Genomic DNA, 14693 nt, shown 5'->3' with positions numbered 1-14693 from the left:
CTGCCGCCATATCAGGACAGTACCGCCAGTCAGCTTTATTTATTATGCCTCGATCGGCTCGTCCTGCAGGGCTTCGTAGCCTTCCTCGCCAGTACGTATCTTAACGACGTTCTCTACATCATAGATAAAAATTTTACCGTCGCCATACTTACCGGTATAAAGCACTTTTTTCGCAGCGGCCACCACCGCAGCCACAGGAATAGCCGAAACAACAAGTTCTACTTTGACCTTGGGCAGCAGATGCACGCTTACTTCCGCACCGCGGTAATATTCGGTATTGCCTTTCTGCAGCCCGTAACCCAAAACCTTCGTTACCGTCATACCGGTAATACCAAGTTTATCCAAAGCTTCCTTCAAGATCTCAAAACGCAGCTGCGAAGTAATGATCACGATCTTCGTCATTTTCGGTCTGCCTGCTGCCGGCAGAGCGGCAGTAACGTGAGTAACGGCAGCACCAGCCTCTGCTGCTTCCTGAGCAGTCACAGCACCATGGAAATCTTCTGCTGCCGGCATAAAATCGGCATAAGAGCTGGCCAGACCATGCTCTTCCATATCCAGCCCGGCGATTTCCTCACGCGTGCTGACCCGCAGTCCGATAGTTTTATCGAGGATTTGAAAAATCAGCGTCATCACGATACCGATATACGCCGCTACCGCTGCAACTCCTGTCGCCTGAATGATCAGCAGCTCACTGCCGCCGCCGTACAGCAGACCGCCGTCTACTGCAAAAACACCAACCAGCAGCGTGCCCAGCGCACCACAGACTCCATGTACCGAAATTGCGCCGACAGGATCGTCGATTCTGGCAATCTGGTCAAAAAATTCTACTGCAAAAACGATCACAAGCCCGGCAATGATACCGATCACAAAAGCTCCCGGAACACTGACTGCGTCACAGCCAGCAGTAATAGCGACCAATCCTGCCAGCGCGCCGTTCAAGGTCATCGATACATCAGGCTTGCCGTAACGCAGCCAGGTCAGGAACATCGTTGCCGTCGCGGCAGAGGCAGCGGCCATATTAGTAGTAACAAAGATCCTGCCCATTGATGTCAGGACATCGTCACCGGTCGCGCAAACTGTAGAGCCGCCGTTAAAGCCAAACCAGCCGAACCAGAGAATGAATACGCCCAAAGCGCCCAGCGTCAGGCTGTGTCCCGGTATGGCATTGACACTGCCGTCAGCATTATATTTTCCAATACGCGGACCAAGTATCTTGGCACCGACAAGCGCGGCTACACCACCGACCATATGGACCGCCGTAGAACCGGCAAAATCATGAAAACCCATGGCGCCGAGCCAGCCGCCGCCCCAGATCCAATGCCCCGAGACCGGATAAATAACCGCGCTGATCAAAATACTGTATAGATACAGTAAACAGAAAACTTCGTCCGTTCGGCCATAGCACCTGATACAATAGTCGCCGCCGTAGCACAGAAAACAGTTTGAAAGATAAAAAAGGCCCAGGACGGATAAGACGCCCCATAATCGTTTTGCACAAAAAAATCAGGCGCACCGATCAAACCGCCGATATCCGTGCCAAACATCAGGCCAAAGCCAATGATCCAAAAAACGATACTGCCCAGACACAGGTCCATAAAATTTTTCATCACGATATTGCCGGCATTTTTAGCTCTGGTAAAACCGGTCTCGACCATGGCAAAACCCGGCTGCATAAAAAATACCATAAACGCGCCGATCAGTACCCACATCGTATCCGCTGCTGCGTATTTTTCCATCATCATAGTCCCCCCACATCCAATCATTTTAGCTCTATTTATAAAAAAGAAGCGTATCCTCAGCGGATACGCTTCTTCGCGTTGTCAGCTTCCCCAGGGCGTCCTTTAATTGTTGACGCCGTAAAGCAGCTTGCCGTAGGTCGGATACGGCAGATAGTCTTCACCGATCAGCTCTTCGGCAGCATCAGCATAGCTGCGCAGGAGCTCCATTTCTTTTAAAACCGTGTCATGATAATAGTTGGCCTCAGCTTTCATATCAACGCATTTTTCAGCACCTTTCAGCGCTTTGGCCAGCTTTTCACCGCTGTTATACATTTTAGCGGTCAACTCGGAAATCTTCGCCGCCAGATCAGCTTCAAAGCAGTTTTTGATCCCCAAGTCCTTTTTAGCCGCAGCATTGCCTAGCAGGTCATTAGTATAAGCCGCTGCCGCCGGCAGGATATCCTTATACAGCATATCCAGCATCGTCAAGGCTTCGATATTGATCGTTTTGGCATATTTTTCCAGCATGATCTCCACCCGGGAACGCACCTCGGTCGCTGTAAAAATACCGTGTTTAACAAACAATTCGATATTTTTTTCCGCTTCCATATAAGGCAGCGCTTCCGGTGTGGATTTAAGATTAAGAAGCCCCCTCGATTTGGCCTCTTCTACCCATGCGTCCGTATAACCGTCACCGTTGAACACGATACGTTTATGCTTGACGATGGTTTCTTTGATCAATTTCTTCATGGCAGCATCTTTATCGGCTGCTTTTTCTAATTTGTCTGCGAATTGATTCAAAGCTTCGGCAACGATAGTATTGAGAACGATATTAGGGCCGGCGATAGAAAACTCGCTGCCCAGCATTCTGAACTCGAACTTGTTGCCGGTGAAAGCGAACGGAGACGTACGGTTTCTGTCCGTATTATCCTTGGTCAGTGCCGGGATAACATCGCCGCTCAATTTCAATAACGCCGCCGCGTCAGGATTGTACTGCTTCCCTTTTTCGATAGCTTCCAGAATATTGGTCAGCTCCGTCCCCAGGAAAACAGATACTATCGCAGGAGGCGCTTCGTTCGCGCCGAGACGATGATCGTTACCGGCGCTGGCTACACTTACGCGCAGCAGATCCTGATATTCATCAACAGCTTTGATGATAGCTGCGAGAAACAGTAAGAAACGGGTATTTTTATGTGGTTCTTTACCGGGATTCAGTAAATTATCGCCTTCAGTAGTCGCAATAGACCAGTTATTATGCTTACCGCTGCCATTAACGCCAGCAAAGGGTTTCTCGTGCAGCAGGCATACCAGTCCGTGACGCAGGGCAACGCGCTTCATAAATTCCATTGTCAGCTGATTATGATCAGAAGCTACGTTAGTAGTAGTAAAAATAGGTGCCAGCTCATGCTGGGCCGGAGCAACTTCGTTATGCTCCGTTTTAGCAAGCACGCCCAGCTTCCACAGCTCCTCATCCAGCTCCTTCATAAAAGCCAGGACGCGCGGCTTGATGATGCCAAAATAATGGTCTTCCATCTCCTGCCCTTTCGGAACCTTGGCTCCGAACAGTGTACGCCCCGTATATACCAGATCCTTACGCTGCTCCCACATCTCCTTATCGACGAGGAAATATTCCTGCTCCGGCCCGACAGTAGTCACAACCTTCTCGGTCGCCTGCCCGAACAGCGCCAGTATACGTCTGGCAGCCTGGTCGACACAGCACATCGAGCGCAGCAGCGGCGCTTTTTTATCCAATACTTCGCCGGTATAGGAGCAAAACGCAGTCGGGATACATAAACAGCCATCCTTGATAAACGCATAAGAGGTAGGGTCCCAAGCAGTGTAGCCGCGGGCTTCAAAAGTAGCGCGCAGACCGCCCGAAGGAAAGCTGGAAGCATCAGGCTCGCCCTGGATCAGTTCTTTCCCGGAGAAATCCATAATAACGCGGCCGTCTGCCGTCGGAGCGATAAAGCTTTCATGCTTTTCGGCAGTAATACCGGTCATCGGCTGGAACCAATGGGTAAAATGGGTCGCGCCATGTTCCAGCGCCCAGTCTTTCATCGCATTGGCGATGATGTTGGCAATCGGCAGATCCAGCGCTTCGCCTTTTAAGACAGCGTTTTTGAAAGTCTTGTAGGTAGCTGTCGGCAAACGGTCTTTCATAACCGTTTCATTAAATACCAGGCTGCCAAACATTTTCGGTACATTGCTCATAATTTTCTCCCCCTCACTGAAACTAAACAGAATAAAAAAAAGCAACGGCGAACTCAGGCCTTGGCCCGCAACTTCGCTGTTGCTTATGCTGTGATTATAAATCACTTTTCAGGATTTGTAAAGAGTTTTAGCAAATATTTTTTCATATTTTTATTTTAATGTTCGGATTTTTAGCATAAAAGCGTCTTTTTTTACTATTTTTTATATTAAATGTTCCGAAAAATCATTGACAATGAAAAGCAAACAAGCTAAACTAACAATGTAAAAAATCCATCTACCAATATCAACACTTGCGATTTAGCAGGCGACGAGTGCCTTACATTCGCCGGCTCTACTAATAAATTTATTTAAAAGAAAGCAGGTTACAGACAATGGCAAAAATGTTGTATGAAGGCAAAGCCAAAAAAGTTTTTGAAACCGAGAACCCCAATGAAGTAATCATCTATTATAAAGATGACGCTACCGCCATGAACGGCCTCAAAAAAGGCACTATCGCAGATAAAGGCATTATGAATAATACGATCACAAGCTTTTTCTTTGACCTGCTTGCCAAGCACGGCATCCCCCATCACCAGATCAAAAAGCTCAGCGATCGTGAAGCGCTGTGTAAAAAAGTCAGTATCATCCCCATGGAAGTAGTTACCCGTAACATCGCCGCCGGCAGCCTGGCCAAAAAAATGGGCGTCGAAGAAGGCTATGTTATGAAACGCCCTATCGTAGAATTTTACTATAAAAACGACGATCTTGGCGATCCGATGATCAACGCCGATTATGCCGAAGCTTTTGGCTTGGCAACCGATGCACAGGTTGCAGAAATCAAAGCCTACGCCCTGAAGATCAACGAAATCTTAAAAGCCTTTTTGGCTGAACGTAAAGTGCGCCTGATCGACTTCAAAATGGAATTTGGCGTCGATGCAGACGGAAAAGTGATCCTCGCCGACGAGATCACACCTGATACCAGCCGTTTATGGGACTGGGATACTAACGAAAAACTAGACAAAGACCGTTTCCGCCGTGATATGGGCAGCGTCGAAGAAGCCTATCAGGAAATCATCAAAAGACTGACAGGGAAATAATTAGCATATCACAAAATAAAAAGCCGACTGCGAGGTCGGCTTTTTTGTTATATAATTATGATAAAATTAATGCCGCCTGACGAAAGCGAGGTATCTGCCATGGAAAAACAAACCTTGATCGCTCATTGCCTTACTTATCCTAATGCTGTCGAAGATTATCCCTTTGCCGATAACGATCTCACTATTATGCGCCATCCATCCGGTGGTAAATGGTTTGCCTGTATTATGCATCTTCAAGGCAAGCTCTGCATAAATCTGAAATGTGATCCTGTCAGATCCGAATTTCTGCGCCGTACTTACAAAGGCGTTTACCCGGCCTGGCATATGAACAAAGAACATTGGAACACCGTCGAAGTAAACAGTGTACCCAAAGGCGAATTATTTGCCATGATCGCCCACAGCTTTGAACTGACCGCGCCCAAAATACCAAAAGCGAAGCCCATGAGAAAAACAGAGAAATAAAAAAGCACCGCTTTCAGGCGGTGCTTTTTTATTTCTCTTCTGTTCAGATTTCAATACTGCTTAGAAACTCCAGCGAGCACCCACATTCCACTGCCACGGAGTTTTAATATCATCGCCAAATGTTTTAACTACATCAGCATAAACATAACTGTTGTCCGTAGTTTTGAAGTTGAAGCCCAGGCCTGCTTCATACCAGGTGCCGCCAATATCCTGACTGTAGCTGTTGCTGATACTATTCAGGCTCAGATAAGTATCGGCATTACCTGCAAATTCATGCAGCAATGAAGCTTTGGCATAAATGCTGCCTTTATCGCTGATAGTTTTACCCATTTCAAAGCCCACTCGTCCAACGCAGCTCTCCAGTGTATCCTGGTTGACTTTGATACCGTTATTAGTAGTATAATCCTCACCGCCGATACGCATCAAGGTCAGTTGAGCCTGCGGCGTTACATACCAGCCGTTATCGAGACCTACCTTCATACCATATTCACCGCTCAAGGAAGTTCCCCAAGCATCATAATCGCCATGAGTATGCCCTGCTGCCGCATAATTATCGTATTCGTTGGATAAACGACCCTGTTTTAAAACAATATCAGTATAATGTCCTCTGTCACCCAGCCAGGTTCCATAAAGTGACAGGGAGGTGCTCTTGTTTTCACCTTTACCGCTATCGTAAGTAGTTTTTCCGTCGTTATGGCTTATTGCCGCACCATAATGCCAGCTGCCAAAAGCTTTATCATAGCCCAATTGGAAGAAATTATACTGATTTTTATAAGCGCCGCTGTATTCAAATTCACCGCGGCTCATACGTGCCCAAATGCCTTGGTCTCCCTTGCTGTTACGCAATTCTCCTAACCGCTGGCTCAGCGTGCTGTCCTCCTGCCGCCATGAAACGATCGCCACACTGGCAATATTGCGTATAGAAGTCATAGTAGAACTTTCCTTATTTTGTTTGACGCTGTCAACCTTGACCGTACTGCCGATGGCAGCAGTATCCAGATCAGCGCTTACCGAACCCTTTAACAAACCTTCTGCTACATTAGCCGTAGCTGTAAGACCAGTATTAGTACCTTCCGCAACACTAATATTTTTAGCTAAACCCCCTAAATCATCAGCCACATTGTTAAGATCGTCGGCGGTGATACCAGTGTAATTAATTGTAAGTTTAGGACCGGCCGCCGCTTTGGCTTTGAGATCGATTTTATTTACAGCATCAGATTCTATCGTACCAATTGATAATTTGGCGGTTTTTAAATCGGAGCTCGTTAACATATTTACAGTGCCTCCACTGCCATTAATGTCACCAAGTTTAACTTCCTGTCCCTCACCGCCATTCACATTAATAATACCATCGTTAAAATTTAGTTTATTAACAAAGCTGTTCTCATCAGTATTCCATTGTGCACCGTTGGCAAGTCCTAAGTTCATGCCGCCAACCTCTTTTTTCCCGTCTGGCGGATAAGGATTACCGTTAACAAAGATATTGCCGTTAAAGACAGAGTCTTGTGTTGTTAAATTTAAATCAACAATTGCATCTACCGATGTTCCTGATGTCGGTTGGTCATAGTTAAAATTAATATCTCCGTTGATTTTAACTGTGCCCTTGCCATCTTTATTGATCTCTGTTGTTGCACCGCCGCGAGTGCTCAAAAAAGTTCCTGACTCTACTGTTAAATTACCGTTAATAATTACTTTAGCACCGCTATAATTAACAATGCCGATATTATTATATTCCCCTGCGGTTGGCACTTTATTACCAGAAGTTACGTTAATATATGTGTTATCAGCATCTATTTTCACAGTGGACGGATTGCCATCATTTACAGTCTTATTATTTTGTGCCCAAATACCAACAGCTAATCCTTCCGCCGAATTGGCTTCAATACTTACATTTTCACCTTTGACATTAATAATGCCCGGTTCAACCTCACTGTTGTCCGTTGAACGTATTGCATTCAGCCCCAGAGCATCTTTTTTCGCGTCAACCTTCACCGTGACATTTTTAGTTGTATTGTCACCAAGGTTTAATGTCCCGCCATTTATAACATGCTTGTCTTTATCAGTGAAAGCCCCCGCATATACTGCTCTTGCTTCACCCTCCGTATTAGTAACCGATATGTTTATATTTTCTGATGCCGCATTCAAAACGGCTTTATCCCCAACAAAAATTCCATATACACATTGCGTTTCACTGCGTTTAATATCTGCAGCAGTAAAATCTGCTTTCTTATCGCCCTCGCCGTGGTATATAAATTCCGCATTTGGCTTCACAGTAAGAGCATCGTAATCAACAATTGTCGCTGTATCCGCCGCTAAAGCTGTTCCTACCGGCAAAGCTAATACTAATCCCAGTGTTATTTTTAGTGCCAAATTTTTCTTAGTTTTACCCAACATTTTCTACACCTTCTTCAATAAATTTCAACACAGGCAAAATGATTCAATATCTGTCCATACACCCTAAAATTCAGCACCATCCCCTTTTCTTGATTATTTAAGATCAAATAAAAATTTCTGACATAGGTCTTGAATTTCCGGATACAAAACAGCCGTTTTATTTAATATTTTTTAATTATTTTGTATCTCTTATGATATATTACCACATCTGTACCCCCCCGCAAGACATTTACGTTGGTGTATTTCAAACTTTTTATGGTCTTGCACAAATTTTCGATTCAATTGTTATCAAAACACACAAAAAAACTTAAAGAGCCTGTTGTCTGTAAAATACAGACAACAGGCCCTGATAGCATTGAGCTCTATTTAATTATCCAACTTTCAAGTACCACTTCACGGTTTTAGTTATATACTCTTAGTCCAGTTTAACTGCGGTTCCGGAAACGCTGACCATCAGCATACCGTTAGTTTCGCCCAGCACTTCATAGTCCACATCGACACCGACTACGGCATCGGCGCCCAATTTAGCGGCGCGTTCAGACATTTCTGCCAGCGCTTTTTCACGTGCTTCCTGCAGTTCCTTTTCATAGGTCCCGCTGCGGCCGCCGATCATATCCGTAATGCTGGAAAACATATCCTTGATAAAATTGACGCCGGAAACTACTTCCCCAAAAACAATACCTTTATAAGCAACGATTTTTCTGCCTTCTACAGCAGGTGTGGTCGTAACAATCATACTGTCAGCTCCTTTTATTTTACTGTTACCAGTTCATACGCGCGTGTTCCCATACCCAGCTTTTCGGCATGAGCAAGACAGGTCTTCCATTCAGATTCCGGTGTCAGGTTATGGAAATGATCATGTCCCTGACAGCCTTCCGGATCAGCTTTTAAATGATCGTCCAGCAGTGAGTTCGCCATGACCGGCGCTGCGTTGACCAGATCTGCACAGGCCTGATCCAGCGCCACCGGGTCAAAAGATGCCAGCATACCGATATTAGGCACTACAGGTGCGTCATTTTCCGCATGACAATCACAGTAAGGAGATACGTCAACGATCAGGCTGATATGAAAATGCGGCCTGCCGTGCAAAATAGCCCAGGCATATTCCGCCATCTTTTTATTGAGCGCTTCCATGCTGGAACCATCAGCGGGCGGCTTCACCGCGTCCATCGGACAGGCACCGATACAACGTCCGCAGCCAACACATTTATCCAGATCGATATGCGCTTTTTTATTTTCGATGATCGGCGCACCATGCGCACAGATCCGCACACAGGCACCGCAGCCGATACATTTGCGTTCACTGATATGCGGTTTGCCGTCATGGTGCATTTCCATTTTGCCGGCACGAGAACCGCCGCCCATACCGATATTTTTAATAGCGCCGCCGAAACCAGTAGCTTCGTGACCTTTAAAATGGTTCAGGGAAATCACGATATCCGCATCCATCAATGCTTTGCCTATTTTCGCCTCTTGCACCAATTCGCCGCCCGGCACAGTTACATAAGCTTCGTCAGTACCCTTCAAGCCGTCGGCAATAATGATGTGACAGCCTGTTGAAAAAGGACTGAAACCATTTTCGTAAGCAGCTGTAATATGCTCCAGTGCATGCTTACGACGGCCTACATATAAAGTGTTGCAGTCTGTCAGAAACGGACGTCCTCCTTGTGCGGCAACGGTATCAACAACTACTTTGGCATAATTGGGGCGCAGAAAAGAAAGATTGCCCGGTTCGCCGAAGTGGATCTTGATCGCCGCAAATTTATTCTGAAAATCAATATCTCCGATCCCGGCTGCTTCGATCAGCTTACCCAGCTTCTGCGGTAAACTCAACCCGCCATATCTGGTACGCATATCCGAAAAATAAACTTTTGCCTTCGTCATATTCCATTCCTCCCTTATAACAATCCTGGTAAATTCAGGTCGCTGCTGTCGATAACAGGCCGGCCCAGCGCACGTGACGGCACAAAACTGCCGTGGCAGTCACTGCCGCCGCTGACAAGAAGCTGATGCTGACGGCAATAAGTGAGCAGTGCCGCAGTATCTTCCCTGCTGTGTCCCGAATGGTAACATTCAAACCCGTCAAAATCTTCCTTCGCCAATTCCAGCAGTGTCGCTGCCAGCCCCGGCCCATGAAAACTGCTGGCTGCATGCGCGCATAAAGCTACGCCGCCGGCAGCATGGATGGCATCCACAACTTCTTTGATCGAAGGAAAAACCGGAAAACCAAGATCATGTTCTTTGGTAAAAATCCTGCTGAAAAAATCATTGACATCGCCGCAGAGCCCTTTATCCTGCAAGAAAGCCAGGGCTTTCCAGCCTCCGCGTCTTCTATCATAATCATACCGCAAAAACTCTTCAAAATCCAGCGGCCAGCCTCGTTCGATCAACATTTTTATGCTTTCATCATCCTTGCTGTTCAAAAGCCGCTCATTATGCTCCAATAAATCCATCAGCCGTTTGTTTGTGACATCGATACCATAACCCAGGATATGAAAACAGAAATCGTCTTTCGTCGAACAGATCTCCGCACCGGGAATAAATTTTAATCCTGCTGCGACGGCCAGCTCATGTGTCGCCGCCACATTGGCCACGCTGTCATGATCGGTAACAGCAATAGCTCCCAGCCCTGCTGCAAGCGCCGCTGCAACGACTTCCGGCGGAGTCCAGGTACCGTCAGAAGCGGTACTGTGGATATGTAGATCAACTTGCATCCGTCTGCTCCTCCTTCCTGCAGCGGCAGATCTTGCATTCTGCCGTCAGATTCTCCTGTGCCTGCGGTTTCTGATAAAAATGTCTGCCAAATAAACAGCTCAAAATAAACATACAGGTACCAGTCAGTACAATAGTGCCGCCCGGCGCTAAATTAGCATAATAAGATAAGGTCAGTCCGCCTGAAACGATAACGAGCCCATAAGCAATACCGCCGTAAATTGTCCCGGCAAAGCTGCGTGCTGTCTGCAGTGCGCAGGCTACCGGTATCACCATCATAGCGGAAACCAGCAGCAGTCCTACGATACGCATCGAAAGCGCAACTGTCAGCGCCGTCAGCACCGCCAGCCACATATTGAGTCGGTCAGCAGGCAAGCCTGCCACCCGTGCCGATGTTTCATCAAAGGTCAAATACTGCAGCGGCCGGTAAAAAAGTACCACAAAAATACAGGCAAAAATCCCCAGGCCGGCCACTATCCATAAATCGCTGCTGCTGATCGTCATCAGACTGCCGAATAAAATACTGCTTAAATTAAAACCGCCCATACGGTTCATACTTGTAAAAACAACTGCCAGCCCGATACCACTGTAAAAGAAAATTGCTAAAATCATCTCTGAAAAGGCCGCCAGCCTGGTCCGTACCCATTCTATCACGAGCGCCCCAAGCACAGTGACCGCTGCTGCGCTCAAAACGGGCTGCCAGCCCATCAGCGCTCCGCCCGCTACACCGGCGAAGGCGATATGTCCCAGGCCGTCACCGATCATCGACTGCCGCCGCAGCACTAAAAAACTGCCGATCAACGGGCAGATCACTGCCACGATCAAACCTGCCAGCCAGGCGCGCTGCATAAATTCTGTTTCAAACATTTCCAACATATAAGTACCTTCTATCTGTAAAAGTAACCGTGCTTATGACGATGCACCAGCGCCTGCTGTACGTCGCCCCAGAAGCAGACATCGTGGTCAAGGCACAAAGCATTATGCGCCACTTCGGCTGCCAGCTCCAAATCATGCGACACCATCACGATGGTCACACCCAGCTCACGGTTGATATCCCTGAGCATTCTGTACAGTTCGATCTTCGCATCCGGATCGACTCCGGTAGCAGGCTCGTCCAAAAGCAGCAGTTCAGGCTGCCGCACCATAGCGCGTGCCAAAAAGACACGCTGCTGCTGACCGCCTGATAACTCACCTATTTTACGATGCGCAAGCTCTTGAAGATAAAACCGTTCCAGCATCGTTTCTACTCTGGCTTTGCCAGCCCGGGAAATTTTCTGAAACATACTGCTGCCACACAAAAGGCCCAGCCCGATAACCTCTTTGACACTGATTGGGAAATCGCGATGCTGTTTAGCAGGATTCTGCGGTACATAACCGATTTTTTCCCAATCCTCGAATTGCGGCAGCGGCGTTCCGTACAGCTCTATCTCGCCGGAAGTCGGCTGCAGAATGCCTGCTAAAAGACGCAGCAGCGTACTTTTCCCTGCCCCGTTAGGGCCAATAACGGCAACAAAATCTCCCTGGGCAATCTCCACCGAAAGATCGTGCAGAATCCAGCCTTCGCCATAATTATAGCCTAATTTGTTTATTTTAATGATATTTTCCATAGATCCACCGTTTATTTAACGCCCAATGCCAACTCCAGATTGTCGATATTCCGCGTCATGATTTTTAAATAATCGTCGCCGTTGTTTCTGCCTGCTTCACTCAAACCTTCCAGCGGATCAAGCACCAGCGTTTCAGCTCCGGAGGCTTCCGCAACAGTTTGAGCGATTCTGGGACTGACAAGAGTTTCAAAGAAAACATATTTTACCTGATTGTCTTTGATCGTACTGATCAGATTTTTCAAATCAGCCGGAGTTGGTTCCGCATCAGGAGAAATACCCATGATCGCTACCTGCTGCAGACCATAATCTTCAGCCAGATGACCAAAGGCGGCATGAGTCGTGACAAACAGTTTTTGCGGTGCTTTAGCCGCCAGCTCTGTCAAACGCTGGTCAAGCTGCAGCAGTTTTTTCTGATAGGCTTCGCTGTTCTTTTTATAAACAGCAGCATGTTCAGGATCAGCCTGCACCAAAGCAGCCGTTATTGCAGCAACTTCCAATACAGCTTTTCTCGGACTCAGCCAGACATGCGGATCTACATGAGTAGCTTTTTCGTCAAACAGCCCTTTGCCGGCCTCCACACTGGCTACCTGCTTATCCTTTACAGCTTCTAAAGCAGGCCGGGCCCAATTCTCGACCCCGCCGTTATAAACAAACAGCCTGGCATTGCCTAATTTTGTTAAATCCTTGGCTGTCGGTTCCCAGTCATGCGGTTCAACACCGTCAGCGATCAATGTATCCACCTGCAGCAGGTCTCCGCCGATCTGTCTGGTAAAATCAGCCATGGGATAAAAGCTTGCCACTACCGGCAGCTTGCCATCAGCCTGTTTTTGTTCACTGCCGCAGCCGACTGCCGCCAGTAAAACCACACCCAATATTACAACTAAAAACCTCTTCATTCTTACCTCCTACAAATTACCGCAGCTAAAATTTATTATTAAGCAGTAAGCCGCTTCACTTCTCCCCGGTGAGCCCTTGCCAGAACGCACCAACCTTATTTTTACTCTTTATCACCTCTTTCCTCAGACTGCTCAGTTATCACAATCTTCACAATAACCATATAAAATGCTGTGCTGCAGGCTTAAATTAAATTTATGCTTATGCAGCACATGCTCTGAAAACATATCTAAGTGCTCACAGCTCAGAGGAATGACTTTTCTGCATTTCAGGCACACCAGCTTCCCTCTTAAATCAGCCTGCGGACAGGGCAGACGCCAATACTGCGTTCCCGATCCATCAACCGGCTGGATTTTAATGACAGATCCTTCCAAAGCCTGCCGCTCCAGAAAACGATACACCGTCGTCTGACCGATGTCGATCTGCAATTTTTGCAGGCTGCTCAGCAAATCTTTAACAGTTAAAAAATTATGTTTATCCTCTAAAAAATATTGCAGCATCGCTTCCTGCTGAGCCGTTTTATAAGGATTACGTTTTTTCATAAGGCACTTCCTAATTTGAAATTGAAATTCATATTCACATCTTACTCTGATTTAAAAACCTTGTCAAGCACACAGTCAATTACCTGCAATTTAAAGAAGCTCTATAATCACCTGCTAAAATAGAGTATAATACTATTAACAAGCATCTTTTTTAAGGAGGATTTTGCCATGCTTACTAAATTACCCGCCCAAAATAAAATCGCCGCGTTCGATATCGACGCTCAAAATACCTTTACTCCGGTCTGTCCGGACGAACTTCCGGTTGCCGAAGGCGACCAGATCGTTGGAGAGCTGAATGCCCAGGCAGCTCTAGCGTCGCTGCGTATCGGCTCGCGTGACGCCCATTCCCCTCAGGCAGTCTGGATCGCAGGCAGCGGACATCCTGTGCTCAGTCCCGTCAGAGGCTACCCCGATGTCGATGTATACTGGCCGGCTCATGCCATTGTTGGGACCAAAGGTTTTGAATTTATTACTGGTCTTGAACCTAAGAACTACGACTTTCAGGTCTACAAAGGTATTGAAATCGACAAACATCCCTACGGGGCCTGTTACCATGATTTAGCCAACACACTTTCTACCGGCGCGATCGAGTATCTGCGTGAACATGGCATCACTACAGTGATCTGCGGTGGCCTGGCTACTGACTACTGCGTAAAAAATACTGTTTTGCAATTACGTGCCGCAGGTTTCGAGGTCATCCTGAACCTTGCCGCCTGCCGCGGAATCGCTCCCGATACAGTTGCGGCGGCACTCGAAGAAATGCGTACCCACGACGTCACGATTGTCGAAAATACCGCAGAATTAAAGAAAATGCTGTAACCGCAGCAGCCCGTCCGCATTAATGCGGACGGGCTGCTTTATTTATTATCACGCTTCTTAAAAGAGGCATTATCCCACACAACAATATATACAAGCATCGACACCGTCGTTCTGTAACTTTGAGCGGCGGTGTTTTTTGTCGCTTATTACTATTAGCATTTAAATTATACCTATTCTTTTAATAGAAAAAAAAACGGAGAGGTCTTGTAGGGGGGGCGAAAGTGCTATAATTTTAGCAATTATTAGTTTTTATTAATA

Annotated in this window: 12 protein-coding genes and 1 pseudogene; 3 read left to right on the top strand and 10 right to left on the bottom strand. The window is 46.9% G+C overall.

All coding sequences use genetic code 11. The features are described 5' to 3' along the window. Positions 1-42: 42 nt before the first annotated feature. Both PFJ30894_RS12010 and PFJ30894_RS02870 read right to left on the bottom strand, forming a co-directional pair. Positions 43-1736: pseudogene (locus PFJ30894_RS12010) on the bottom strand (ammonium transporter). A gap of 105 nt (positions 1737-1841) precedes the next feature. Then, positions 1842-3929 carry a glutamine synthetase III family protein gene (locus PFJ30894_RS02870; RefSeq protein WP_113077541.1) on the bottom strand — a complete coding sequence of 696 codons (2088 nt, stop codon included), beginning with the start codon at positions 3927-3929 and terminating at the stop codon, positions 1842-1844. Between the two features lie 371 nt (positions 3930-4300). On the opposite strand from PFJ30894_RS02870, the gene purC reads away from it, so the two are divergent. After that, positions 4301-5005, top strand: coding sequence for a phosphoribosylaminoimidazolesuccinocarboxamide synthase (gene purC, locus PFJ30894_RS02865; protein WP_125668975.1), 705 nt, complete (start codon positions 4301-4303; stop codon positions 5003-5005). A 99-nt stretch (positions 5006-5104) separates the two neighbouring features. Further along, positions 5105-5467 carry an MmcQ/YjbR family DNA-binding protein gene (locus PFJ30894_RS02860; protein ID WP_113077635.1) on the top strand — a complete coding sequence of 121 codons (363 nt, stop codon included), beginning with the start codon at positions 5105-5107 and terminating at the stop codon, positions 5465-5467. Positions 5468-5527: 60 nt separating this feature from the next. Here PFJ30894_RS02860 and PFJ30894_RS02855 read toward each other — a convergent pair whose 3' ends face one another. From PFJ30894_RS02855 to PFJ30894_RS02820, 8 genes are all read right to left on the bottom strand, one after another. Next, positions 5528-7861, bottom strand: a complete 2334-nt coding sequence (locus PFJ30894_RS02855) for an autotransporter outer membrane beta-barrel domain-containing protein (protein ID WP_125668974.1) — start codon at positions 7859-7861, stop codon at positions 5528-5530. Between the two features lie 415 nt (positions 7862-8276). After that, on the bottom strand, positions 8277-8597 hold the full coding sequence (locus PFJ30894_RS02850; RefSeq protein ID WP_021718668.1) for a heavy metal-binding domain-containing protein: 321 nt from the start codon (positions 8595-8597) through the stop codon (positions 8277-8279). 14 nt (positions 8598-8611) lie between these two features. Then, a complete protein-coding gene (locus PFJ30894_RS02845; protein WP_021718669.1) occupies positions 8612-9745 on the bottom strand; it encodes a DUF362 domain-containing protein in 1134 nt (377 codons plus the stop codon). Positions 9746-9759: 14 nt separating this feature from the next. Beyond that, positions 9760-10575: a PHP domain-containing protein gene (locus PFJ30894_RS02840; RefSeq protein ID WP_125668973.1), complete on the bottom strand. Its 816-nt coding sequence runs from the start codon at positions 10573-10575 to the stop codon at positions 9760-9762. After that, the gene (locus tag PFJ30894_RS02835) at positions 10565-11449 is read right to left on the bottom strand and encodes a metal ABC transporter permease (RefSeq protein WP_167457009.1); all 885 of its coding nucleotides are present in this window, start codon (positions 11447-11449) and stop codon (positions 10565-10567) included. Before PFJ30894_RS02835 ends, PFJ30894_RS02840 begins: the two co-directional genes overlap by 11 nt. Before the next feature lie 11 nt (positions 11450-11460). Continuing rightward, the gene (locus PFJ30894_RS02830) at positions 11461-12180 is read right to left on the bottom strand and encodes a metal ABC transporter ATP-binding protein (RefSeq protein WP_125668972.1); all 720 of its coding nucleotides are present in this window, start codon (positions 12178-12180) and stop codon (positions 11461-11463) included. Between the two features lie 11 nt (positions 12181-12191). Next, on the bottom strand, positions 12192-13076 hold the full coding sequence (locus PFJ30894_RS02825; protein WP_125668971.1) for a metal ABC transporter solute-binding protein, Zn/Mn family: 885 nt from the start codon (positions 13074-13076) through the stop codon (positions 12192-12194). Between the two features lie 132 nt (positions 13077-13208). After that, entirely contained in the window at positions 13209-13616 is a 408-nt protein-coding gene (locus PFJ30894_RS02820) for a Fur family transcriptional regulator (protein WP_021718674.1), read from the bottom strand. A gap of 168 nt (positions 13617-13784) precedes the next feature. Here PFJ30894_RS02820 and PFJ30894_RS02815 point away from each other — a divergent pair, with 168 nt between their 5' ends. Further along, positions 13785-14435, top strand: a complete 651-nt coding sequence (locus PFJ30894_RS02815; RefSeq protein WP_125668970.1) for a nicotinamidase — start codon at positions 13785-13787, stop codon at positions 14433-14435. Positions 14436-14693: the final 258 nt, after the last annotated feature.

This window comes from Phascolarctobacterium faecium, assembly GCF_003945365.1.
GTDB lineage: Bacteria > Bacillota > Negativicutes > Acidaminococcales > Acidaminococcaceae > Phascolarctobacterium > Phascolarctobacterium faecium.
Note: the sequence above shows the minus strand (reverse complement) of the source record. Positions and strands in the feature narration are given on the sequence as shown.

Excerpts from the sequence above, each read along its gene's own strand:
- PFJ30894_RS02870 (WP_113077541.1), bottom strand. The coding sequence starts at position 3,929 with ATGAGCAATGTACCGAAAATGTTTGGCAGCCTGGTATTTAATGAAACG.
- purC (WP_125668975.1), top strand. The coding sequence starts at position 4,301 with ATGGCAAAAATGTTGTATGAAGGCAAAGCCAAAAAAGTTTTTGAAACC.
- PFJ30894_RS02860 (WP_113077635.1), top strand. The coding sequence starts at position 5,105 with ATGGAAAAACAAACCTTGATCGCTCATTGCCTTACTTATCCTAATGCT.
- PFJ30894_RS02855 (WP_125668974.1), bottom strand. The coding sequence starts at position 7,861 with ATGTTGGGTAAAACTAAGAAAAATTTGGCACTAAAAATAACACTGGGA.
- PFJ30894_RS02850 (WP_021718668.1), bottom strand. The coding sequence starts at position 8,597 with ATGATTGTTACGACCACACCTGCTGTAGAAGGCAGAAAAATCGTTGCT.
- PFJ30894_RS02845 (WP_021718669.1), bottom strand. The coding sequence starts at position 9,745 with ATGACGAAGGCAAAAGTTTATTTTTCGGATATGCGTACCAGATATGGC.
- PFJ30894_RS02840 (WP_125668973.1), bottom strand. The coding sequence starts at position 10,575 with ATGCAAGTTGATCTACATATCCACAGTACCGCTTCTGACGGTACCTGG.
- PFJ30894_RS02835 (WP_167457009.1), bottom strand. The coding sequence starts at position 11,449 with ATGTTGGAAATGTTTGAAACAGAATTTATGCAGCGCGCCTGGCTGGCA.
- PFJ30894_RS02830 (WP_125668972.1), bottom strand. The coding sequence starts at position 12,180 with ATGGAAAATATCATTAAAATAAACAAATTAGGCTATAATTATGGCGAA.
- PFJ30894_RS02825 (WP_125668971.1), bottom strand. The coding sequence starts at position 13,076 with ATGAAGAGGTTTTTAGTTGTAATATTGGGTGTGGTTTTACTGGCGGCA.
- PFJ30894_RS02820 (WP_021718674.1), bottom strand. The coding sequence starts at position 13,616 with ATGAAAAAACGTAATCCTTATAAAACGGCTCAGCAGGAAGCGATGCTG.
- PFJ30894_RS02815 (WP_125668970.1), top strand. The coding sequence starts at position 13,785 with ATGCTTACTAAATTACCCGCCCAAAATAAAATCGCCGCGTTCGATATC.